This is a genomic window from Undibacterium sp. Di24W, from assembly GCF_049340325.1.
Taxonomy (GTDB): Bacteria; Pseudomonadota; Gammaproteobacteria; order Burkholderiales; family Burkholderiaceae_D; genus Undibacterium.
This window is the reverse complement of record NZ_JBMPOP010000005.1, coordinates 134,007-155,038: the sequence shown is the minus strand read 5'-3', so window position 1 is coordinate 155,038 and position 21,032 is coordinate 134,007. Positions and strand designations below refer to the sequence as shown.

Genomic DNA, 21,032 nt, shown 5'->3' with positions numbered 1-21,032 from the left:
TTTGCAACGCCGAGCTGCGCCCTACTATCGCTATCCATTCTCCTTCATTGAGAAATTCGATTCTCGGGATGCTGTGCTAGGCGCTTCCCGCAGCAATACACAAGTATTGCGAGGACAAGCAACAACGCACAGCGCCCGAAAATCGGATTTATCAGGGGTAGAGACCACGTACTTCTCGCGCTTGTAGCACTCGTGTACAACCAATAATAAACGCAGCAGTACGCAAAGATACTTTCTTGTCTTCCGTGACTTGCCATACCGAGCTAAACGCTTCTTTCATGATGCGTGTCAGACGATTATTGATTTCGTCTTCGGTCCAGAAATAACTAGAGAAGTCTTGTACCCATTCAAAGTAAGACACGGTCACGCCGCCAGCATTTGCAATGACGTCTGGTACGACCAAGACACCACGGTCGCGCAGAATATCGTCGGCTTCTGGAGTCGTTGGACCATTTGCGCCTTCCAGGATAATCTTGGCCTTGATTTCGTTCGCGTTGGCTTCTGTGATTTGCTGTTCCAATGCCGCTGGGATCATAATGTCACAATTGACTGACCAGAATTCATTGTTAGGCAATACCGCTTCTATGCCTTCAAAACCAGCCACGCTACCATGTGTTGCGACATGGTCTAACAACTTCGGTACATCGAAACCATTCGAGTGGAAAATGGTGCCGCCGTGATCTTGTACCGCAACGATTTTGGAACCAGCTTCAGCGAATAAACGTGCAGCGATACCGCCTACGTTACCAAAACCTTGCACCGCAATTTTTGCGCCTGCAATCGTCACGCCTTTTTTCGCAGCAGCTTCGCAACCAACAACGAATACACCGCGACCTGTTGCTTCACGACGACCTAAACTACCACCGAGGGAAATTGGCTTACCAGTGACAACACCGGTCGCGGTGCGGCCTTCGTTCATGGAATAGGTGTCCATCATCCATGCCATGGTTTGTTCATTGGTATTGACGTCTGGTGCTGGAATGTCTTTATCTGGGCCGATGATGATGCCGATTTCAGACGTGTAACGACGCGTCATACGCATCAATTCACCACGTGACAAAGTCTTAGGATCAACGCGGATACCGCCTTTAGCGCCACCGTATGGCACATTGACTGCAGAGTTTTTAATCGTCATCCAGGCCGACAAAGCCATCACTTCGGACAAAGTCACATCTTGATGGAAACGCACGCCGCCTTTACCTGGGCCGCGTGAGGTATTGTGTTGTACGCGATAGCCTTCGAAGTGGGCAATAGTGCCGTCATCACGTTCGATAGGTACATCGACGATCAAAATGCGCTTAGGGCGTTTTAAAGTTTCAACCCAACGTGACAAGTTACCGAGGTAAGGCGTGACGCGATCAATTTGCTCCAGGTATACATTCCATGGGCCAGTCGCATGCGGGGTCAGATAGGACGGGATTTGGTGATTACTAGACATGGTAAGTCTCGTTTCTTTGAATAAGTAGTCTTGGACAATTAGCTTTGCTGTTTGCGCAATCCTTAATGCGAGAGCGCTGGTTTTGCCTTAACAGTCTTTTTCACCTAGGTGAAAGGCAGCGAATCTTAAGACAAATGCTGCTAGAGTCTCCAATGCTTTGTTTGCATCTAACTATGTGCGATACGCATAGTTTCTTTAATATCATTTAAATTAAACGTCGCAGAGGGGCGATTCAGTACCCATCCGTACAGTCTGAGCTGGGAGGAATTTTCTGATCTATAGGCGCTTATGGCCTGAGAGGTTACTGAGAATTTTTGAAAAACAGGAAGGAAGATCGCAGTGCATAAGCTTAAGTAGAGGCTCAAGTTACGCCAAACTCGCGTCCAGAAATGCAAGACTTCCTGCATTTCTGGAAAAACAAAATCTATTCCATTAACGCTGTGAACGTATGGTTTTTGACTTACTCGCCAATTGCGATTTTTGCGCCAAATAATCCCATAATTTGGCTACCACAGGCTTACCAGATTTTTGCTCTGACGGGCGCTCGCGATACAAACGAATCTCCATCCCCACTTCCCATGCGTCGACACCACCATCAGCACGAGCTAACTGCTTTTGTTTGAGTTCACGCAGCACCGCAGACTCAGGCAAAAACGCAACGCCGCGGCCTTCTAAGGCCATCATCTTGAGTCCCTCAGCCATATCGGTTTCGTAGCATTTATCGAGATGCAGTGTTTGTTTGGTTTGATTCAAAATCAAATCCACCATGCGCCCCAAGTACGCATTGTTTGCATAGGCAAGAAATGGTAATGGCTGCTCTATCGTGCCGGGCAGGACAAAATCTGGCACGCCAGATTTGTCGCAACGGGCGTAAGCGCGCAATGCTTCGGTTCCCATACTAATCATTTCATATTGCGCAGGATCGAGAAGCAAAGGCTGCTGCGGATGGTGATAGCACAGCATCAAATCACAACCACCTTCTACTAAACTCATCACCGCATCATGCACGTTCAGCGCCAGCAAGCGACTATTAATATCACCAAAATTACTCTGCAATTCAGTCAGCCATTTCGGCACAAAAGTCAGTGACAAAGTATGGGGTACAGCGAAATCGACGGTGGTCTGAATCGAAGTACGTTTACCTCGCAATAAGGCACGAGCATTATTAATTTGACCCAGCATCGCAATCGCTTGCTCAAAAAAAATCTCACCCGCATTGGTCAGTCTTGTGGGGTAAGAAGTGCGGTCTATCAAGTCCGCACCTAGCCATGCTTCTAACGATTGTATACGTCGTGAAAATGCGGGTTGGGTCACGTGCCGCAATTCCGCTGAACGACTAAAACTATTGGTTTCCGCCAAGGAGACAAAGTCCTCTAGCCATTTGGTTTCCATAAATATCGCCGAAAAAATTAGAACAAATTCACACTACCGTTTTACACGCACTTACTCTTCTTGCGCTACCACATTCGTATGTTGCTGTCTTTCCCACATTTGCGCGTAGGCGCCAGCTAAAGCCAATAGCTCGATATGCGTACCGCGCTCAATAATGCGGCCCTTATCCATCACCAAAATCTGCTGCGCATCGACGATGGTTGATAATCTGTGCGCGATCACCAAGCTGGTGCGGCTCTTGGCAATTTGCTTCAGTTGAGCTTGTATCATCTGTTCTGATTTTGAATCTAAAGCAGAGGTCGCTTCATCAAAAACCATAATGACAGGATTCTTTAGTAGAGTGCGAGCAATCGCGACTCGCTGTTTTTCACCACCGGACAATTTCAGACCACGCTCACCGACCATCGTATCGTAACCATCCGGCAGGGTCTCGATAAAATCGTGAATGTAAGCTGCTTTAGCCACCGCAATCACCTCGTCTTGCGTGGCACCTGGTTTGCCGTAAGCGATGTTGTACGCAATCGTGTCGTTAAATAAAACGGTATCTTGCGGCACGATACCAATCGCCTGACGTAAAGAATGCTGCGTTACATCCAAGATATTTTGGCCTGCAATTTGTATCGCGCCAGATTGAATATCGTAAAAGCGAAACAATAAGCGCGAGAGCGTCGATTTGCCAGACCCACTATGACCAACGACCGCAGTAGTCGTTCCTGCAGCAATCTTAAAATCGACATCGAACAAAATTTGACGTTTTTCTTCGTAGCTAAAATTCACGGTTTGAAAAACGACCTCTGGTGACACATGACCTTGCAATTGCAAAGCAGGCGCATTTTCTTTATCGGCAATTTCCCTATTTTGATCCATCAAAGAAAACAGCTTTTCCATATCAGCGAGGCTTTGCTTAATCTCACGATACAAAACACCCAGAAAATTCAATGGAATATACAACTGAATCATAAAGGCATTAACCAAAACCAGATCACCCAAACTCATGGTTTGATCAATGACACCCTGCGCCGCACGCCATAAAATCAAAGTCACCGCAGTGGCAATAATCAGGGACTGGCCAGCATTTAATAGTGACAAGGTAGTTTGCGATTTAACTGCCGCTTTTTCATAGCTTTGCAAACCATGATCGTAGCGTTGCGCCTCATATTCTTCGTTACCGAAATATTTTACGGTTTCATAATTAAGCAAAGAATCAATTGCCTTGGTGCTGGCTTTAGAATCCAACTCGTTCATGGTGCGGCGAAAATTCGTACGCCATTCGGTCACCGCAATCGTAAAAATAATGTAAGCGACTAAAGCGAGGATGGTAATAATGGCAAACCATTTGTCATATTTAACAAACAAATACGTCAGAACCAAACTGATTTCTAACAGAGTCGGCACTATGCTAAACAAGGCGAACGAGACCAGCGAAGAAATCGCTCTGGTCCCGCGTTCTATGTCACGCGTCATACCGCCGGTTTGGCGATTCAAATGAAAGCGCAATGAAAGTGCATGCAAATGGCGGAAGACTTTCAGCGCAATAGTGCGCACCGCGCGCTGTGTGACTTTGGCAAACACAAACTCGCGCATCTCAGTGAACAAGGTTGTCGACAAACGCAAAGCACCATAAGCGATCAATACACTAAGCGGTAGGACCATCAAGCTCGTTGGGCTTAATGGATTGATCGTCAGGCGATCAACCAACTCCTTCAAGACGAGCGGTACACCGACATTGGCGAGTTTGGCACCGACCAAAAAGCTTAGGGCAAGTAAAACCCGCCACTTGTAAGCCCACAAATAAGGTAATAAAGTTTTAACGGTAGACCAGTCGCCACGCACGGCACTGGGATTAGCTGGGGAGGAAGGGCGAGAGTCGCGACGCATGGATTACCATCAAAAAAGGATTTGTTATATCATTGGTCTCTATTGCGCTAAAGCATTTTTTATCAACTAAATAATTAACTGAAATTTAAGTGCTAATTCAACACTACTAATCAGCACTACCCATCGATGCAACTAATGCGGCGCAATCATCAGACTCGTAACTTTAAAAAGTATTCCTGTGATTGTATCGCGTTCAATCGATCTAAGAGAGAAAGCCATGACAGATAGCACCAAAACCTCATTACCTAATTCCATGCCGACGATTCGTGTTATGCCTATGCCGTCGGATGCCAATATCCACGGTGACGTGTTTGGTGGCTGGATTATGGCGCAAGTCGATATTGCCGGCGCGGTCCCGGCCGCACGGCGAGCCAACGGTCGGGTAGCAACCATTGCGGTAAATTCTTTCTTATTTAAACAACCAGTATTTGTCGGCGATTTGTTATCTTTTTATGCGGAAGTCGTCAAAGTCGGCAATACCTCCATCACTGTCTCAGTGGAAGTTTATGCAGAGCGCAATCGACTGCAAGCAGACACCGTCAAAGTGACCGAAGCGACTCTGACCTATGTGGCGACAGATGGACACCGCAAACCACGCCAAATCCCCAAACTTGACTCTTTATAGTTAGAATGATGCTGTCTTTATCGATTAACATGATTGACGCACTCAAAAACAAGCCTAGCCACGGCTAGCAATGTTTGTCATAGTTAAACAAGGCGGAAGAAGAGCATGTCAGTTTTTTATAGACGCATTGCATTGTTTGTATTCCTTAGCGCGAATTTATTCTGCGCATTCGCTTCTGCACAATCCTTATCTTTGTACTGCGAAGCAGACCGCCCTCTACAGTTTTTTGATGAGAACGGTAAGCTAACTGGTATGACTGTGGAAATAGTCAAAGAAATCCAAAGGCGGGTAAATAATGACGACCCGATTCAAGTCGTTCCTTGGTCGCGTGGGATCGATAAGATCAATAACAATGCCAACACCTTACTATTTAGCATGGCTCGCACACCTGAACGCGAATCGCTGTACCAATGGATAGGGCCTATCATGGCGAATGTTTATGGTTTGTATGCCAAAGCAGACTCGACATTGGAAATCAATAGCATAGAAGATGCAAAAAAAATTCCTCTGATCGGTGTCTATCGCGGCGATATTCGCGATCAAAATTTAACTCGCTTAGGATTTAATAATTTAGACCGTGCAAGTTCCAATATCTCTAGTTTTAAAAAATTAATGATGGGACGTATTCCTGTCTACACCGATTCTAGACTTGGTGTACAGAGCTCAGCACAAACCGCTGGCTATACTGTCAACGACGTTAAGCTTGTTTTCGAGTTATTTAAGAGTGAACTGTATATTGCAGCTTCAAAAAATACGGATCCCGCCGTGATAAAAAAATGGAATGCCGCTTTAGAGAGCATGAAGAAAGACAAGACCTTCCTCAAAATTCAGCAGAAATATTTACCAGAAGAACCCAATAGCAAAACTCAAAAGTAGATCGCGCATAAAAAAAGAGAGCCGAAGCTCTCTTTTTTGTTTAACGCTTTAAGCCTTCTTTGCCTCATCGCGTAAAGCACGTCGCAAGATCTTACCGACATTCGTCTTTGGTAATTCAGTACGGAATTCAATGTACTTCGGTTTCTTGTAAGCAGTAAATTCTTCCTTACAGAAGGCCATCAAATCCTCTTTCGTTAAAGCCGGATCTTTCTTGACGACATACAATTTCACAGCCTCACCTGAATTTTCATCTGGCACGCCGACGCAAGCACACTCCAACACGCCGGGATGACCAGCAACAACACCTTCAATTTCAGTTGGATACACATTGAAACCCGACACCAAAATCATGTCTTTCTTACGATCGACAATTTTTGTAAAACCACGTTCATCCATAATACCGATGTCGCCGGATTTGAAGAAACCATCTGGTGTAAATGAATTAGCCGTCTCATCAGGACGATTCCAGTAGCCTAGCATCACCTGCGGGCCACGGATGGCGATTTCACCGCTTTCACCCAAAGGTACTGGCTTACCGTCATCATCTAGAATAGCAATTTCGGTTGAAGAAATTGGCAGGCCTATGCTGCCTGTAAATTCTTTAGAGTCAGCATAGTTCGCTGTTGCCACTGGCGAGGTTTCAGATAATCCATAGCCTTCTGCAATGGCACAGCCCGTCACCGCTTTCCATCTTTCCGCCACGGCCTTCTGCACCGCCATACCGCCACCTGTGCAGCAGAAGTAGCCTGAGAAATCTGTCTTGGAGAATTCTGGATTATTCAACAAAGCGTTGTACAAGGTATTCACTGCAGGGAAAACATTCACCTTGTATTTTTTAAGCTCTTTGATGAAGCCTGGAATATCACGTGGGTTAGGAATCAAAATATTTAAACCACCGATACGCGTACCGACCATATTACATACCGTCAAAGCGAAGATGTGATACAGCGGTAATGCGCAGACAAACACTAATTGTGGCGTTCCTTTATGCGCATCCATACTCGGCTTTAACCAAGCATGATTTTGCAGTACATTGGCAACCACATTTTTATGTGTGAGCACGGCACCTTTGGATACGCCAGTTGTGCCACCGGTGTACTGCAAGAACGCGACATCATCTAACTTGGCGTCCATAGGCTGAAACTTCATGGAACCGCCCTGCGCTAATGCTTCTTTGAAAGTCACTGAGCCTGGCAAATTAAACGCTGGTACTAATTTCTTCACATGGCGAACCACCAAATTCACAATCGCACCTTTGACCCCGCCCAGCATTTCACCCATAGAGCACACAACGACATGCTTGATATCGGTATTGGCTATCGCCTGTTCTAGAGTAATCGCAAAATTTTCTAAAACAAAAATTGCTTCTGCGCCAGAATCTTTTAATTGATGCTCGAGCTCGCGATGTGTGTATAAAGGATTGACGTTGACCACTACGTAACCGGCACGTAATACCGCCGCCAAAGCTACCGGATATTGCAGCACATTCGGCATCATGATCGCGACTCTGGCACCAGGCTTTAAGCCACGGCTTTGCAACCAAGCTGCGACTTTTTTCGACAAGGCATCGACCTCACCGTATGTCATGTACTTATCCATGCAGACATAGGCATTGCGGTCAGCAAAGGTCTTGAACGCCTCATCCAACAGATGAACCAAGGATTTATATTGAGTAACATCAATCTCCGCCGGTACGCCTGGCGGATAGGATTTAAGCCAAAATTTGTCTGCGCTCACGATAGTATTCATGCGGTCTCCATTTTTAATTTATTGGCCAATTCATGTTGACCCTTGTTTGCTAATTTTGCTCGTCAATCTAATCTATGAAAATACATGATGAGAATTACCTGTGAAATAAATAGCGTTAAAAGCTCATTAGGCTAGCGATCACAGTTCATAGAATTTGATAAAATTTGTACAGCAACACGATACACCAAGGCTCTCGCTCTGACTATTGTTCGTGCAAATTAGCCTCGAAAAATCAAGAAAAACTGAGCACTAGCTCTAGGAAATTTTGCGCTGCAACATACTATCTTTAGGCGACTCAGGCCTTTTCGACTTCGACCAAAAGATCATAAAAAGTTGGACCTCCACCCATGTCGGTTAACTTTTGGCTTGTCACTTCGTTGGCATTTTTATGATCGGAAGCAAACTTCTTCCACCAAATCGACAGGCCGACCACTAGACCAGCGCGCGCTTTTTCAGTGACACGCGCTTTTGCGACAAAGCTACCGCGATCATTAAAGATTCTTACCATGTCACCTGCTTTAATCTGACGTTGTACTGCATCGTCTGGATGAATATCGAGATGAGGTTCGCCTTCTGTATCACGCAAACTTTTGACATTCACAAAAGTCGAGTTCAAGAAATTACGTGCGGGTGGTGAAATCATCGCCAGCGGATATTTTGCTGCCAATTCCGGATTACTGACCACTGACTCGTAAGGTGGAATATACGCAGGTAAAGGATCTAGACCATCTTCCAACATTTGCCGACTATAAAATTCGCATTTACCTGAAGGTGTGGTAAAGCCGCCATGCGCAAAAGCGGCATCGGGCATTTTCAGTTTCGACCAACCTTGCTGTTTCAATTGCTCCCAGTTGGTATGCTCAGTACGTGCATGCTGAAAATTGAAGGCTTGTGCCGCGATCGCATCATCCGATTCTGCAAAACAGGGATCGGTAAATCCTAAAGCCTGCGCCAGCAAACGGAAGATCTCAGCATTCGATTTCGCTTCACCCATAGGCGCCACCGCAGCGTTGTTCGCCATCATATAGCGATGTCCATAAGCGCTATGGGCGTCAACATGCTCTAGCTGTGTGGTCGCAGGTAATAAAATATCGGCGTAATCCGCGGTATCGGTTTGAAAGTGTTCCAAGACCACAGTGAATAAATCTTCACGTGCAAACCCTTGAGCCACCACAGAAGAATCAGGCGCGATCGCGACCGGATTTGAGTTGTAGACCAGCACCGCTTCTATCTTAGGACCGAACTCGGCAGAGCCTGGGTGCAAAAGACTATTACCGATATCACTCATATTAATCGTGCGACTCGCCTGTTCCGCTGGAAATAAATCAGGACGTTCTAAAGCATCAGAGTTCTTAACAAAGCCACCGGAAGACGACAATAGAGCACCGCCTGCCGCGTGACGCCAAGCGCCCACTAATGCGGGCAAGCAGCAAATATTACGCACCGCCATACCGCCACCATGCACACGCTGCACGCCATAATTCATACGTATCAAACTAGGTTCACCGCGACGAGCGCCTTCACCATAATCGCGCGCCAAGCCCTCGACTTCGGCTGCCGTGATGCCACAGATGGCAGCGACTTTTTCAGGCGTCCATTCAGCCGCACGCTGTTTTAATTGTTCAAATCCCAAAGTGTATTGAGCGATATAGTCGTGATCGATTAAGTCTTCTTTGATCAACACGTGCATCATACCCAATGCCAATGCGGAATCCGTACCAGGACGAACGGCGATATGTTGATGACATTTTTCAGCGCTCAAAGAACGATAAGGATCAATCGCAATAATTTTTGCGCCATTGCGTTTTGCTTCTTGCACGCGTGTCCAAAAATGCAAATTTGAGGCAATAGGATTGCCGCCCCAGATAATAATCAGGCGCGCATTTTGTGTTTGTTCGACATCTGTGCCGATACGATCACCCAAGGTGTACTTATAACCAGTACCGCCCGCTGAGGCGCAGATCGTACGGTCAAGAAAAGAAGCGCCCAGTTTATTTAAGACGCGCGCAGACATGCTTTCACCCTGCACCAACCCCATCGTACCGGCATAGCTATAAGGCATAATCGCCAGAGGATTACGTGCCGCTATTTCCTTTAAGCGCGTAGCAATAGTCGTAATGGCTTCTTCCCAAGATATTCTGACAAACTTGCCCTCACCTTTATTTGCGATCCGTTTTTGTGGATACAACAAGCGATCAGGGTGATAAGTACGTTCGGTATAACGTGCCACTTTGGTGCACAGTACGCCGCCCGTACTGGGATGGTCAGGGTCGCCTTTAACCTCCGTCGCCACCCCATCTTGCACTGTCACCAATAAGGCACAAGTATCTGGGCAATCATGAGGACAAACGGCGCGAACGACAGAGCTAGACATAGTACTTCCTTATATTTGGTATGAAGATGCAAGGGCTTGCATGGTTAGCATAGATACGGCAATACCAAGATGATAGACCGCTTCTGATTCTTGTGCCAGACACGCGAGCAGGAACTTTCTGATGATTTAAAGGTCATGATCAACAAGATTTAGTTTTTTTCGACCTGCACATGCAACAAATCAGGTATCTCTAGTATCCTTACGTCCTCGATGGCGTAACGCCGTTTTTTAGATTTTTAACGCATTTTTTAACGCATCTCAAAAGTAAAGACTATTGCCATGAATCGTACCAAAGCCGCTCTGATATTGATTATTCTCGCTTGTAGCGGTCTGCTCGGCTTTGCCTTGTATTTGCAATTGGTGCTCGATATGCTGCCATGCCCCCTTTGTGTCATGCAGCGCTATGCATTCGCTTTAATCGCCTTAGCTTGCGTATTTGCTTTGATATTCCCAAATCTGCAACGTAAAAGCATGGCTGCCAGTGCGGTTTTCGGTTTGATTGGCGCAGGTGTCGCGGGTTATCAGTTATGGGCAATCGCCCAACCTATGGGCTCTTGTGGCGCGGATCCGCTTTCAGGCCCCATGAATAGTTTCTTCATTGCCCAACTTTTCCCAGTGATGTTCAAAGCCAATGGTTTATGCGAGACGCCTTATGATCCTATCTTAGGCTTATCCATCCCGGCATGGGCATTGACTTGGTTTCTCGTATTTATCTTCGCTTCTTTTGCTTTGATCATTAGTAAGAAAAAAGAACGCGTTTTCTTTGGCAAAATCCGCGGATGAGTATTTTTAGTTCGCCATGCACAATCGCACAGGTTCAGGCAATATCACCACTCGAACCTTTAGAAGCACGTATGTTGCTGTGTCATGTGACTGGCTACACCAGGGTGCAATTAATTACGCAATCCGAGTTGTACTTGAATGATGAACAGCTAGAACAGTTAAATCACTTGACCACGCAACGGCTAGCAGGCGAGCCTATCGCCTACTTGTTGGGGCAGCGCGAATTTTTCGGACTAACTTTCAAAGTCACGCCGGATGTTTTGATTCCCAGACCTGATACCGAACTATTAGTCGAATTGGCGCTGGAGCGTACGGCGAACGCCGGCCATCTATTAGATTTAGGAACTGGCTCAGGTGCGATCGCGATTGCGATCGCAGCACAAGACCGACAGATCAAGGTCAATGCCGCCGACATTAGTCCTGCGGCACTCTCTGTCGCCAAATTTAATGCGACTCAACTACTAGCAGCAAATACGCAAATCCAATTCCACTTAAGCGACTGGTATAGTGCGATCCCCGCCCAAAAATTCCACACTATCGTTAGCAATCCGCCCTATATCGTCAAAGACGATATTCATTTAAGTCAGGGTGATTTACGCTTTGAGCCGATTGATGCCTTAACTGATCATAGCGATGGTCTATCTGCCTATCGCAAAATCATAGACGGCGCGCCACCATACCTACACGAAAATGCCTGGCTGCTGATGGAACACGGCTATGACCAAAGCGATGAGGTGCAAGCCTTATTAAAAGCCGCTGGATTTACGGACGTACAAAGCTGGCCAGACATAGCAGGTATTTTGCGGGTCAGCGGTGGACGCTTAGGCAATTGAGTATTTAGAAAATACACGACATGGAAATTTCAAACGACAGAGCGAAGCTGGACATCACGCTTATTCATCGATTCCTCTCTGAAGAAAGCACTTGGGCCATCAATATTCCTAGAGCTCTGGTGGAAACTTCGATTCAACACTCGCTGTGTTTCGGCGGCTATGAGGACGGTCGGCAAATCGCCTTCGCCCGCGTGGTCAGCGACTATGCGACTTTTGCTTATCTGATGGACGTGTTCGTCTTGCCCGAATATCAAGGTCGCGGCCTAAGCAAGCAGCTTATACAAAACATCATGGATCATCCGCAGTTACAAGGTCTGCGGCGCTTTATGTTGGCCAGCTCAAATGCACGTGGTCTGTATCAAAAATGGGGATTTCAAGCACTAGGGAAGCCAGAAATCATGATGGAAATTAATTATCCAGATATTTACAAGAACTCTAATTAATAACAATTTAGGGATGAGTTGGGCATTTTTAAGTGACGTTAAGAAAAATACCTCCATTTTTACGAAATTAACGGGATAAAACCCTCACTACTACCCTTTTTTCTCATCTGTCAAGACTGGCACAAACGCGCAAATTGCGTATGATCACGGGCTGATTGACCTGCTTGGGCTGACCTTCAGTTAGCTTACCTCATCTTAATTGAGCAACAACCCTAGCGATCAGCTTATTTCACTTTGAATTTTTTATATTGATTATTACCACCTATGTTGCCTTCCATTGAACAACGTCTTGCCGTAGAACTTGCCGCTAAACCTGTACAAATTGCTGCCGCAGTGGCACTTTTGGACGAAGGCGCGACCGTGCCTTTCATTTCCCGTTACCGTAAAGAAGCCACGGGCGGCCTGGACGATACGCAATTGCGTTTATTAGAAGAACGCTTGCGCTATTTGCGTGAATTGGAAGACCGTCGCGCGGCGATTATTTCTTCGATTGAAGAACAAGGCAAAATGACACCGGTCTTGCTCGATGCGATTCACCATGCTGAAGATAAAACACGTTTAGAAGATTTGTATTTACCTTACAAACAAAAACGCCGCACCAAAGCACAAATCGCGGTTGAAGCAGGTTTGCAACCACTTGCTGACGCCTTATTAGCAGATCCGAACTTAGTTCCTGAAACTGTCGCAGAAGCCTATTTAAAACCGGCCTTCTCCACCGCGAACGGCGACAATCCGGGCGTTGCCGATGTCAAAGCCGCGCTGGATGGCGCACGCCAAATCTTGATGGAGCGTTTCGCCGAAGACGCAACACTGCTGCATACTATCCGCGAATATCTGCTCGATCACGGCATCGTTGAAACAGCCGTCGTCGCGGGAAAAGAAGAAGCTGGTGCGAAATTCAGCGACTACTTCGCTTACTCAGAAACTTTAGGTACGATCCCTTCACATCGTGCATTAGCAATCTTTCGTGGTCGTCGCGAAGAATTTTTAACGGTGACTTTACGCCTCGATACCGAAGAAGAAAAACCAAAATGGGATGCGCCTTTGAATCCTTGCGAAAGTCGTATCGCAGCACATTTCGGTGTCAGTAATAAAGGTCGTGCTGCCGATAAATGGTTGAGCGATACAGTGCGTTGGGCATGGCGCGTCAAAGTCTTCATGCATCTCGATACCGAGCTTATGACGAATCTGCGTGAGACCGCCGAAGTCGAAGCCATCAATGTATTTGCCCGCAATCTAAAAGCACTCTTGCTTGCAGCGCCTGCGGGCCCACGCGCCACCATGGGTCTCGATCCTGGACTACGCACTGGCGTCAAAGTCGCGATTGTCGATGCGACCGGCAAAGTGGTGGAGTATGCGACCATTTATCCGCACCAACCACGTAATGATTGGGACGGATCTTTGCATGTGTTGGCGCAATTGGCAGCGAAACATAATGTCTCGCTGATCTCAATCGGCAATGGTACCGCCTCCCGCGAAACCGACAAACTGGCGCAAGACTTAATCAAGCTCAAACCCGAATTAAAGCTGACCAAGATCGTGGTCTCTGAAGCGGGTGCGTCTGTCTATTCAGCCTCCGAATTTGCCTCTAAAGAATTACCAGATCTGGATGTCACCATCCGTGGCGCGGTCTCTATCGCCCGCCGATTGCAAGATCCTTTGGCAGAGTTAGTCAAGATCGATCCAAAATCAATCGGCGTTGGTCAGTATCAACATGACGTGGGTCAATCTCAATTGGCACGATCACTCGATGCGGTCGTCGAAGATTGCGTGAATGCGGTCGGTGTTGACGTTAACACCGCTTCCGCACCTTTGCTGGCACGCGTCTCGGGTTTGTCCAGTAGTGTCGCGCAAAGTATCGTGAACTATCGCGATGCCAAAGGCATGTTTAAATCACGTTCAGAATTGCGCTCTGTGCCGCGCTTGGGTGACAAAACTTTTGAGCAAGCAGCAGGCTTCTTGCGCGTCATGGGCGGCGACAATCCGCTCGACGCATCTGCGGTGCATCCTGAATCCTATCCACTGGTAGAAAAAATTCTTGCCGATATCAAGAAAGATGTGAAGGCTATCATCGGTGATACTGGTTTGTTAAAAGCGATAAGCCCCGCCAAGTATGCCGATGAAAAATTTGGTATTCCAACGATTTCCGATATTTTGAAAGAGTTAGAAAAACCAGGCCGCGATCCACGCCCAGAATTCACCACTGCCACTTTTAAAGACGGCGTCGAAGAGATCAGAGATTTACGTCCAGATATGATCCTAGAAGGCGTGATTACCAATGTGGCGGCATTTGGTGCCTTCGTTGATATCGGTGTGCATCAGGATGGTTTGGTACATATTTCAGCGCTCTCGAATACATTCGTCAAAGACCCGCACACCGTCGTAAAAGCCGGCCAAGTGGTCAAAGTCAAAGTATTAGAAGTCGATGAAAAACGTAAGCGTATTGCTTTAACGATGCGCCTGACCGATTCAGCACCAGTAGCCGGTAGCAAACCCGAGCAACGTGCGGATAGGGACGATGCGAAGCGATTGAATCAACACCGCAATCAAAGCCAACACAGTCAAACAGCAACACCAGTGAATAGTGCAATGGCATCGGCTTTTGCTAAATTGCGTTCTTAGTCTTAAACTTAAATGACAAGAAATCGGGCAAGCAGAACTTAGTCTGCTTGCCCGATTTTTTTCAATTGACGAGCAACATTCCCAGATCAGCTACTTGCATAAAAATTCCCATGGAAACAATGCGGCAACCAATACGGTAAGTGCGCCAGTGCTACCGGTCCTGCCGCCAGATTCTGCGCATCAAACACGCTGGCAAAACTGGTTTGACGTGGAATATCAAACCCGACACCCACCAACCATGCATCGCCCTCTTTTGTCGAACCAGCTTTAGGGACGACGACATGCTCCTCCAAGCGGCAATTCGCACCAAAACTAAAGCTATCTGTTTTGCCACTTTCAACATCCAAACGTATCACACCATTGAGTGCATTATTGGTGGAATTTTCTACCGCAATCGGATAATAAATGTAACGATTTCTTTGTCCGACCACGCGCGGATCAACACGCGGGAATTCTAAATTCTCGCTGCGTTCAGTCAAGCTAACGTTATTGCGATTCAAATCAATTTGTAAAAACGCAGGACTTGATGGCTCAGAAACCACATCTTCACCGAGCATAATTTTCGGCATCCAAGTATGGAAATTATCCAGATTATCGCTCTTCACAAAATCAACATGAATCACATTATTTTCCTCCCAAGCATTCCCAAAATGGAACACCATCAAGGCAGGTATTTCTAAAATACGGAATCGGCTGAAGTCGGCTTTCTCAACGATCATAATCTTGACGGAGTCCTTGGCTTTCCACTCCATCGCATCGACCATGCTCTTGCCAGAACGAACCGCATCCATGTTCAAACTGATAGGTGAAAATAAGAAGATCATGTGCTTTTGCGAGATGGCAAAATCATGCACCATGGCGGTACTAGGCGCATTCATGATGCGATGCTTTAGCAATTTACCCTGTGGTGAAAAATGGTATAAAACGATTTTTCCCATCATAGTACCGAAATTCCACAAGCTGCCATCAGCTTCCATTTTTGGATGCGCAGAAAACGGCATACCGGCCAATTCGTGTGCCCAGTTGACGATACCTTGGGTTTCTAAATTTTGTGTATCCATCGCATGCGCAGAACCACCTTCCCACAAAGCGAGCAAGCGCCCATCCATACGAATGACATTGGTATTCGCCGTATTCATCGTGTCTGACGAGCGCAAAGGGATTTTTGGTTTGATCGCAGTACCAAAAGCAGGTACCAAAAATTCACCCGCCTGCTGTTCTGCGACGAATTTTTTAGTACGTACAAAGCGTGCCTGATGTGACACGCCTTTATCGCCAAAACGCCATGCATGCACCAAACCATCTCCATCAAACCAATGATGGTAGCGTTGCCCACCACGTTCAAACACACCAGGGCCATTGCGATAAAAGTCACCGCGCAAATCAGCTGGTAGCTTACCTTCTATCCATGCGCCATCACAGCCAATATCCTGGCCTTGAAATCCGCGCAGGCAAGTGAGCCTAGGATTCGCTTTGAACATTTCAGGAGCACGTCGATAGCTAGTGCTTTCGGTACCGGATTGTTGCGCCCAAGCAGGTACTGCGACCGACGTTGCTGCTGTTGCTGCGGCAGCGCCGAAAGATTGTAAGAAGTGGCGGCGATTCATGGCGAGGCTCCTTAATTCACACGCACGCTAATACTAAGCGGCGCTTGAGTCAAAGTGATCTTGGCGCTCTCGAAGCTTGGTGGCCCGAAATTACCGACGGCATCATTACTAAAACCATACGGTTCAGTTGGCATGCCGATAGGGTTGCTATCGAGACGACCATTGCTATTCAGATCATGCACCGCAGAAATCGCATAGTCACCATCTGGCAGACCATCAAACTGCACCACAACTTTATTACCGTTTGCACTGACTTTCTTACTAACAAGCGCCTGTTTTAGCCATTGCCCTTTTTGATTAAAGACCGCCACCATGACCTCACCTTTATTTTCCGTGATACCACTTACTTCAACTTTTAGATCGCCCGCCGATGCCGCACCACTTGCCAGTGCGGAACATAAAGCCGCAAAACTAATGAATGTTGATACGATTTTCATAAAACCTCCTGAGTGATTGGGTAGGTCTGCATCGTAGTCAAGACTATAGGCGCTGAGTGTTCTTTGCGACGAAGCGAGGGCTTTTGGGCGTCAATGGTATTGGTAAGACGCGAAATTTTGCGTACAAAAAGTCAGATACGAAAACTACTATAGCAATTAGATAATTCCATAAACACCACACCTACCTCAATAAGCCTGAGGTAACCCGTAGGGTGCGCCATGCGCACCAATGGCTGAGCAAGGATAACCGATGGTAGGAAATTAAACATGGTGCGCACGGCGCACCCTACTTCATCGCTCTCAATGTTTTTGGTAGCAATCACGACAATCCGACCTAGTTCTTCTGCCAACGCAGGGTTTTCTCAGTTTCCTTTATAATGGCGGCCATCGATCTATCTTTTAAGGAAATATCATGAGCGACGTTCAAATTTGGATTAAAGAAACCGTAACGACTAACCCTGTTGTGCTGTTCATGAAGGGTACTGCACAGTTTCCACAATGTGGTTTCTCTGGTCGTGCTATTCAATTATTGAAAGCCTGCGGCGCAGAAAATATCGTCACGATCAACGTATTAGAAGACCCAGTCGTGCGTCAAGGTGTCAAAGACTACGCAAACTGGCCAACAGTGCCACAGTTGTATGTCAATGGCGAATTCATCGGCGGCTCAGACATCATGAATGAAATGTATGAAAGCGGCGAATTGCAAGCCCTGATCAAAGGCTAAGCGCTACACAAGTACGACAAGTCTATGAACACGCCACTCGCACAGAAACGCATTATCGTCGCCATTACTGGTGCGACGGGTGCTATCTACGGCGTGCGACTGCTTCAGCATTTACAAAACCTGCCCGGCATACAGAGTCATCTCTTGATTTCGGATGCCGGGGTTTTGAATATTCATCAAGAATTAGATCTAAAACGCAAAGACATCGAAGCGTTGGCACACGTCGTGCATGCAGTACGTGATGTCGGCGCGACCATCGCCAGCGGCTCTTTTCAATCAGATGGTATGGTTATCGCGCCCTGCTCCATGAAAACCTTAGCAGCAGTCGCACACGGCTTTGCCGACAATCTGATCACACGCGCTGCCGATGTGGTTTTGAAAGAACGCCGCCGCTTAGTATTGATGGTCAGAGAAACCCCATTCAATCTGGCACATCTGCGCAACATGACCGCCGTAACAGAAATGGGGGGCATCATCTTCCCACCGCTCCCCAACTTCTATCACCGACCTGCCACGATAGAAGAAATGGTCGATCACAGTCTAGCCAGAGTGCTCGATCTGTTCAGCATAGAACACCAACTCGCACCGCGCTGGGCTGGTTTAAAAGGCGATAGTTAAAGCGACAATTAAAGCACGATATGCGTAAAAATTCGCATAAGTCAAAGAGCCGCAAGTCTATTAATTGTCGCTCCTGGGCAGGCACAATTTTTCGGAATAATTCTCTAGCTAAACTAGGTTTCAAACTCCCTTCTCCCGCAAGCGGGAGAAGGGCTGGGGATGAGGGTTTGTCAGATGTGAGGAACATCTTTAAACCCATAGAACCCATACATACGTCATTTTTTGTTTTATTTTTCCATTCAAGCACTTTGCTATCTCTGAACTACCCTCACCCTAGCCCTCTCCCGCTTGCGGGAGAGGGTAAATGCACACCCAATAAAGCAGCCCTTGTCACCGGTGACTGCAATTGATCCAACCACCATTGCAAAGCCCGCCCTTGCTGCAACTTAGTTGATTGCCGCCACACATAATAACTTTGCACGCGCTGCTGCGCCCTCTCGACTTTTTTCTCTACCAAGCGTCCCGTATCAATATAAGACTGCGCGACACAAGTCGGTAAGAATCCCACGCCCAAACCGCGCACCTGGGCATCCAGTTTCGCTGGCAAATCAGCGACCGTGAATACATCTTGTCCGCTCAACAAACCTATCGACATACTCGCGCCACGCTGCACGCTATCCGCAATCGCGACTGCCCGGTGTGCACGTATCGTTTGATCTGACAAAGGTTCACGCGCTTGTGCCAAAGCATGATGCGGTGCCACCGCAAACGCAAAATAAACACTACCCAATAACTCGCGTTGCAAACCACCTTTGGCATGTGCATCCATCACCGCACCGATAGACAAATCGGCCTGCCCTGAAATCAAGGCTTCCAAAGTGCCGGATAAAGTTTCGGCCCTCAGTTTCAATTTAGTCGGTGGATTCAGTTTAAAAAAATGCTCGCACAACTCCATCACCGTACTGCGATCAATAATGCTATCAATCGCAATCGTCAATTGCGGCTCCCAACCGGTCGCCACCCGCTTCACCCGATTCGCAATCGCATCCACTTCCACCAATAAATTCTGTCCCTCACGCAACAACTCCGCCCCAGCCTCAGTCAAGCGCGCCTGCCGCGAACTACGATCAAACAGCAAAACATCCAACGCATCTTCAATTTGTCGAACTCTATAAGTCAGCGCACTAGGCACCATATTCAAGCTACGCGCCGCCGCAGCAAAACTGCCCGTTTCGGCTATCACCTGTAACATGGATAGTGAGGCCGGCGTTAAAACATCGCGTGGTGTGTTTGTGTTCATGGTGGTGTGTTTGATTCGAATTATTTGAATGATGCCATTGAATTTGAGGGGGCGTTAGGTTTTGTTTTGCTTTGGTGTGATGTGAGGAAATGAAGAGGCAAGTGAAATCAGACTAGTATCTCTTTGGTCGATTCTGTTATACAGAGGATTCTAGAAACAAGAGCGTTCGGCAAAGTCCGATGCGGATCTCAAAGACGTAAAACTTTATTGTTATTATTTTACGAATATGTTAACTTCGATTTTTCTGCTCAAGACAAGTTATTTATCTAATGAAAAGTAAGCTTCTTCTCCTATTAATAGGCTGTTTTTTGGGTACAGCGGCATTAGCACAAGAATGGTCAACGGCCACTTCATCGAATAAAAGTAACGGTAGAGTAATCATATTTCGCTATGTTTCGAAATTTGCTTCTGGCTTCGATCGAAATAGTCAACCCAATCGAATAATAATCGCATGGAAATATCAATCAGAAAAAGGGATGCCATCGATGGCAGAGCGCCAACAAATGGATGCTATGGAAGATGCCTTGCAGCCTATTTTGGAAAAAGATAGCCTTGCGACCTTAGCGCTTGTATCGACAGGAGAAAATTTACGTGAGTGGACTTATTACGTAAAGTCTGAGAAAGAATTTTTCTCTAGGCTAAACAAAGCTCTTGCGAAAAAAGCCGCATTCCCAATTGACATACATACAGCAGCCGACCCTACATGGAGCGTGTATGAAAAATTTAGAACAGGTGTCCGCGAATGAAGTTGATTGATAATTGGTTTTTTCGAGAAGCGCGTGCAAATTGGCGTTTCTTCATATTTTTTCGAGGCGCGAGCCATTCACTTTAAATTTAACAAGTCAACATGATCGACAATACAGAACGCCATGCAGCACTTAAAGCGCTTGAGAGCGCAAACACAGAAACCGACATTTGGGAGTTTTTACCTCATCCCGACGGGTACGTTCGAGTACTTGCCATAGAAAAGCTTAATCGCTTTGCATCCCAACAATCAATCAAGTTAGCAGCGATACTTATAAACGACAACAATGAGCATGTCGTGGAAGCGGCATCAAATTTGCTATCACACATAGGTGGTGCCGAATCCGTGGCAATATTATTTCGCGCCTTAAAAAGTACCCAGCTTGAACGTCCTTGTTTTATAGCGAATGCGTTAGCTCAAATGGGCGAAGCTGGTTTTAACTCACTTAAACAGTGCGTATTATCAGAAAATCCAAATGTTAGGTATTACGCAGCGCGAGGAATAGGTTCTTCAAATTTCAATGAAGCCAGCGAAATCTTAGAGCATCTTGTCCTCACAGATCATGAAAAAACGACGTTTGATGGACTCGTGTCGACAGCAGCAAGAAAAGCCCTAAAGACTTTAGACAGAAATAAAGGAAATGAATAA

The 21,032-nt window shown here is 46.7% G+C and carries 18 protein-coding genes; 10 read left to right on the top strand and 8 right to left on the bottom strand.

What is annotated here, in order from left to right; all coding sequences use genetic code 11:
- Window positions 1-151: 151 nt before the first annotated feature.
- From ACO0KZ_RS12210 to ACO0KZ_RS12200, 3 genes are all read right to left on the bottom strand, one after another.
- A complete protein-coding gene (locus ACO0KZ_RS12210) occupies window positions 152-1,438 on the bottom strand; it encodes a Glu/Leu/Phe/Val family dehydrogenase (RefSeq protein WP_422995515.1) in 1,287 nt (428 codons plus the stop codon).
- 432 nt (window positions 1,439-1,870) lie between these two features.
- Window positions 1,871-2,830, bottom strand: coding sequence for a LysR family transcriptional regulator (locus tag ACO0KZ_RS12205; RefSeq protein ID WP_422995513.1), 960 nt, complete (start codon window positions 2,828-2,830; stop codon window positions 1,871-1,873).
- 51 nt (window positions 2,831-2,881) lie between these two features.
- Complete coding sequence (locus ACO0KZ_RS12200; RefSeq protein WP_422995511.1) at window positions 2,882-4,708, bottom strand: ABCB family ABC transporter ATP-binding protein/permease; 1,827 nt, start codon at window positions 4,706-4,708, stop codon at window positions 2,882-2,884.
- Between the two features lie 217 nt (window positions 4,709-4,925).
- On the opposite strand from ACO0KZ_RS12200, the gene ACO0KZ_RS12195 reads away from it, so the two are divergent.
- Window positions 4,926-5,333 carry an acyl-CoA thioesterase gene (locus ACO0KZ_RS12195; RefSeq protein ID WP_422995509.1) on the top strand — a complete coding sequence of 136 codons (408 nt, stop codon included), beginning with the start codon at window positions 4,926-4,928 and terminating at the stop codon, window positions 5,331-5,333.
- A gap of 105 nt (window positions 5,334-5,438) precedes the next feature.
- Complete coding sequence (locus ACO0KZ_RS12190) at window positions 5,439-6,209, top strand: substrate-binding periplasmic protein (protein ID WP_422995507.1); 771 nt, start codon at window positions 5,439-5,441, stop codon at window positions 6,207-6,209.
- Window positions 6,210-6,257: 48 nt separating this feature from the next.
- On the opposite strand, the gene ACO0KZ_RS12185 is transcribed toward ACO0KZ_RS12190, so the two are convergent.
- Window positions 6,258-7,958, bottom strand: a complete 1,701-nt coding sequence (locus tag ACO0KZ_RS12185) for a long-chain-fatty-acid--CoA ligase (protein WP_422995505.1) — start codon at window positions 7,956-7,958, stop codon at window positions 6,258-6,260.
- A 295-nt stretch (window positions 7,959-8,253) separates the two neighbouring features.
- Window positions 8,254-10,332 carry a molybdopterin-containing oxidoreductase family protein gene (locus ACO0KZ_RS12180; protein WP_422995503.1) on the bottom strand — a complete coding sequence of 693 codons (2,079 nt, stop codon included), beginning with the start codon at window positions 10,330-10,332 and terminating at the stop codon, window positions 8,254-8,256.
- A 279-nt stretch (window positions 10,333-10,611) separates the two neighbouring features.
- Here ACO0KZ_RS12180 and ACO0KZ_RS12175 point away from each other — a divergent pair, with 279 nt between their 5' ends.
- The 4 genes from ACO0KZ_RS12175 to ACO0KZ_RS12160 all read left to right on the top strand — a co-directional run bounded on the left by ACO0KZ_RS12175 (window position 10,612) and on the right by ACO0KZ_RS12160 (window position 15,013).
- Entirely contained in the window at window positions 10,612-11,115 is a 504-nt protein-coding gene (locus ACO0KZ_RS12175) for a disulfide bond formation protein B (protein ID WP_422995501.1), read from the top strand.
- On the top strand, window positions 11,112-11,948 hold the full coding sequence (gene prmC / locus ACO0KZ_RS12170; protein ID WP_422995499.1) for a peptide chain release factor N(5)-glutamine methyltransferase: 837 nt from the start codon (window positions 11,112-11,114) through the stop codon (window positions 11,946-11,948). The genes ACO0KZ_RS12175 and prmC overlap by 4 nt, the downstream gene beginning before the upstream one ends.
- A 20-nt stretch (window positions 11,949-11,968) precedes the next feature.
- Window positions 11,969-12,391: a GNAT family N-acetyltransferase gene (locus tag ACO0KZ_RS12165; protein WP_422995497.1), complete on the top strand. Its 423-nt coding sequence runs from the start codon at window positions 11,969-11,971 to the stop codon at window positions 12,389-12,391.
- Between the two features lie 264 nt (window positions 12,392-12,655).
- Window positions 12,656-15,013, top strand: coding sequence for a Tex family protein (locus tag ACO0KZ_RS12160; RefSeq protein ID WP_422995495.1), 2,358 nt, complete (start codon window positions 12,656-12,658; stop codon window positions 15,011-15,013).
- A gap of 86 nt (window positions 15,014-15,099) precedes the next feature.
- On the opposite strand, the gene ACO0KZ_RS12155 is transcribed toward ACO0KZ_RS12160, so the two are convergent.
- Entirely contained in the window at window positions 15,100-16,620 is a 1,521-nt protein-coding gene (locus ACO0KZ_RS12155; protein WP_422995493.1) for a carotenoid oxygenase family protein, read from the bottom strand.
- Window positions 16,621-16,631: 11 nt separating this feature from the next.
- Window positions 16,632-17,057, bottom strand: coding sequence for a DUF2141 domain-containing protein (locus ACO0KZ_RS12150; RefSeq protein ID WP_422995491.1), 426 nt, complete (start codon window positions 17,055-17,057; stop codon window positions 16,632-16,634).
- Between the two features lie 412 nt (window positions 17,058-17,469).
- Between ACO0KZ_RS12150 and grxD the strand changes: the two genes are divergently transcribed.
- Window positions 17,470-17,781 carry a Grx4 family monothiol glutaredoxin gene (gene grxD / locus ACO0KZ_RS12145; RefSeq protein ID WP_422995489.1) on the top strand — a complete coding sequence of 104 codons (312 nt, stop codon included), beginning with the start codon at window positions 17,470-17,472 and terminating at the stop codon, window positions 17,779-17,781.
- A gap of 24 nt (window positions 17,782-17,805) precedes the next feature.
- Complete coding sequence (locus ACO0KZ_RS12140; RefSeq protein WP_422995487.1) at window positions 17,806-18,399, top strand: UbiX family flavin prenyltransferase; 594 nt, start codon at window positions 17,806-17,808, stop codon at window positions 18,397-18,399.
- Window positions 18,400-18,667: 268 nt separating this feature from the next.
- Here the strand turns inward: ACO0KZ_RS12140 and ACO0KZ_RS12135 are convergent, their stop codons facing one another.
- Window positions 18,668-19,639, bottom strand: a complete 972-nt coding sequence (locus ACO0KZ_RS12135) for a LysR family transcriptional regulator (RefSeq protein ID WP_422995485.1) — start codon at window positions 19,637-19,639, stop codon at window positions 18,668-18,670.
- 269 nt (window positions 19,640-19,908) lie between these two features.
- Between ACO0KZ_RS12135 and ACO0KZ_RS12130 the strand changes: the two genes are divergently transcribed.
- Both ACO0KZ_RS12130 and ACO0KZ_RS12125 read left to right on the top strand, forming a co-directional pair.
- Window positions 19,909-20,385 (top strand): DUF695 domain-containing protein, encoded by a 477-nt coding sequence (locus tag ACO0KZ_RS12130; RefSeq protein WP_422995483.1) that lies wholly within the window; start codon window positions 19,909-19,911, stop codon window positions 20,383-20,385.
- A 101-nt stretch (window positions 20,386-20,486) separates the two neighbouring features.
- Window positions 20,487-21,032, top strand: a complete 546-nt coding sequence (locus ACO0KZ_RS12125; protein WP_422995481.1) for a HEAT repeat domain-containing protein — start codon at window positions 20,487-20,489, stop codon at window positions 21,030-21,032.

Coding starts and splice junctions, on each gene's coding strand:
- ACO0KZ_RS12175 (WP_422995501.1), top strand. CDS start 10,612: ATGAATCGTACCAAAGCCGCTCTGATATTGATTATTCTCGCTTGTAGC.
- ACO0KZ_RS12135 (WP_422995485.1), bottom strand. CDS start 19,639: ATGAACACAAACACACCACGCGATGTTTTAACGCCGGCCTCACTATCC.
- ACO0KZ_RS12130 (WP_422995483.1), top strand. CDS start 19,909: ATGAAAAGTAAGCTTCTTCTCCTATTAATAGGCTGTTTTTTGGGTACA.
- ACO0KZ_RS12140 (WP_422995487.1), top strand. CDS start 17,806: ATGAACACGCCACTCGCACAGAAACGCATTATCGTCGCCATTACTGGT.
- grxD (WP_422995489.1), top strand. CDS start 17,470: ATGAGCGACGTTCAAATTTGGATTAAAGAAACCGTAACGACTAACCCT.
- ACO0KZ_RS12195 (WP_422995509.1), top strand. CDS start 4,926: ATGACAGATAGCACCAAAACCTCATTACCTAATTCCATGCCGACGATT.
- ACO0KZ_RS12185 (WP_422995505.1), bottom strand. CDS start 7,958: ATGAATACTATCGTGAGCGCAGACAAATTTTGGCTTAAATCCTATCCG.
- ACO0KZ_RS12200 (WP_422995511.1), bottom strand. CDS start 4,708: ATGCGTCGCGACTCTCGCCCTTCCTCCCCAGCTAATCCCAGTGCCGTG.
- ACO0KZ_RS12125 (WP_422995481.1), top strand. CDS start 20,487: ATGATCGACAATACAGAACGCCATGCAGCACTTAAAGCGCTTGAGAGC.
- ACO0KZ_RS12155 (WP_422995493.1), bottom strand. CDS start 16,620: ATGAATCGCCGCCACTTCTTACAATCTTTCGGCGCTGCCGCAGCAACA.
- ACO0KZ_RS12205 (WP_422995513.1), bottom strand. CDS start 2,830: ATGGAAACCAAATGGCTAGAGGACTTTGTCTCCTTGGCGGAAACCAAT.
- ACO0KZ_RS12165 (WP_422995497.1), top strand. CDS start 11,969: ATGGAAATTTCAAACGACAGAGCGAAGCTGGACATCACGCTTATTCAT.
- prmC (WP_422995499.1), top strand. CDS start 11,112: ATGAGTATTTTTAGTTCGCCATGCACAATCGCACAGGTTCAGGCAATA.
- ACO0KZ_RS12160 (WP_422995495.1), top strand. CDS start 12,656: ATGTTGCCTTCCATTGAACAACGTCTTGCCGTAGAACTTGCCGCTAAA.
- ACO0KZ_RS12190 (WP_422995507.1), top strand. CDS start 5,439: ATGTCAGTTTTTTATAGACGCATTGCATTGTTTGTATTCCTTAGCGCG.
- ACO0KZ_RS12210 (WP_422995515.1), bottom strand. CDS start 1,438: ATGTCTAGTAATCACCAAATCCCGTCCTATCTGACCCCGCATGCGACT.
- ACO0KZ_RS12150 (WP_422995491.1), bottom strand. CDS start 17,057: ATGAAAATCGTATCAACATTCATTAGTTTTGCGGCTTTATGTTCCGCA.
- ACO0KZ_RS12180 (WP_422995503.1), bottom strand. CDS start 10,332: ATGTCTAGCTCTGTCGTTCGCGCCGTTTGTCCTCATGATTGCCCAGAT.